Source organism: Tersicoccus phoenicis (genome assembly GCF_001968835.1).
Taxonomy (GTDB): Bacteria; Actinomycetota; Actinomycetes; order Actinomycetales; family Micrococcaceae; genus Tersicoccus; species Tersicoccus phoenicis.
The window spans coordinates 1-1,597 of record NZ_MRDE01000132.1 but is presented as its reverse complement, the minus strand read 5'-3'; the positions used below and the strand labels follow the sequence as shown (position 1 = coordinate 1,597).

The following is a 1,597-nucleotide window of genomic DNA, read 5'->3' as shown; positions in this document are numbered from 1 at the left end:
CGGTGAAGCTGGCCAAGGCCGACATCGTGCCCACGGACACGAACCTGCGGCCCGGGTACGAATCGTTCGCCGAGCTCGAAGCGGCCTGCGAGGCGTTCATGGGCGAGGTCAACACCCGGGAACACCGGGCCACTCGCAGGAAACCGGCCACCATGCTGGAGGAGGAGCGGGCCCGGTTGCACCGGGTCCCGGACACCGCGCACACGGTCGCGTTCGGCCTCTCACGCGCCGTGCCGCAGAACACGCCGATGGTCACGTTCGAGAACGGCCAGTACTCCGTTCCCGCGCATCTGCTCGGGGCCCACGTGTTCGTCCGCTCCCACGGTGTCGGCACGGACGAGCAGGTCGTCCTCGTCCACGTCGGCTCCGATGGTCCCGTCGAAGTCGCCCGACACCCGCGGGCCCGCCCGGGGAGCCCGGCCATCGATGACGCCCACTTCCCCGACCACCGGCAGAAGGGCCCGGGCGACTACACGATCACGGCCAGAAGCGCTGCGGAGGCCGAGTTCCTGGCCATCGGCGCCGGCGCTCACACGTGGCTGCTGGAAGCGGCCGCGGCGGGCACCGCCAGGATGAACGTGAAGATGGCCGAGGCCGTCGCGCTGGCCAAGATCAGCGGCACCGCCCAGGTCGACGCGGCGTTGGGTGAGGCGGCCACCTACGGGCGGTTCGCGACCGGTGACCTCGCCTCGATCCTGACCACGGGCAGCTCCAAGGGCACCTCGCACCGGGCCGATGAGAAGGCGTCGCTGGCGCAGGGCACCGCCGGGTGGGCCGCGATCGGGCAACCCGTCACACCCGTCACCGCCGTCGAGGGGCTGGAGGAGAGCGCGTGAGCATCACCCAGACTGCCCCACCCGCCCTGACCGCGGACCTCGAGGCGTTGATGCGGCAGCTGAAGATGCCCCACGCCCGCGCGTTGGCGCCCGAGCTGATCGCGACCGCCCGGGCCCAGCGCTGGGAACCGGCCGAAGTCATCAAGGCCCTCTTCATCGAGGAGGTCGCCGGCCGGTCCCGGTCCATGCTCGCCACCCGCCGCAAGGCGGCCGGATTCCCGACCGGGAAGACGTTCGAGACCTGGGACGAAGCCGCGTCCTCGATCCCGGCCCCCACGCAGCACGCGTTGCGGACCCTGGAATGGGTCGCCCGGAAGGAGAACGTCGTCGTCTGCGGGCCATCAGGCACGGGAAAGACGTTCTTCCTCGAGGCCCTCGGCCAACAAGCCGTCGAGGCCGGCATGCGGGTCGCGTGGTTCCGGCTCGAGGACCTCGGCGCGCTCGTCCGCGCGCACCGCGCCGACGACTCCGTCCACCGGGTCGTCGCCCGGACCCTGCGCGCCGACCTCATCGTCGTCGATGACATCGGGCTACTCGACGTCGGTGCCGACGCCGCCGAGGGCCTCTACCGCCTCGTCGACGCCGCCTACGAGAAACGCTCCATCGCGGTCTCCTCGAACCTGCACCCCTCCGGCTTCGACGAACTCATGCCCAAAACCCTCGCGACCGCGACCGTCGACCGGCTCCTCCACCACGCCCACGTCTGCCAGACCTCAGGCGACTCTATCCGGCTCACCCAAGCCCTCGCCGGGAAAGGAGTC

General features: G+C 71.1%; 1 protein-coding gene and 1 pseudogene. Both read left to right on the top strand.

The features are described from left to right. Positions 1-836: pseudogene (locus BKD30_RS15465) on the top strand (IS21 family transposase); the annotation flags it as partial. Further along, positions 833-1,597 (top strand): IS21-like element helper ATPase IstB (gene istB, locus BKD30_RS15460; protein ID WP_328586920.1); only part of this gene is annotated, 765 nt, incomplete at its 3' end. The pseudogene BKD30_RS15465 and the gene istB, both read left to right, overlap by 4 nt.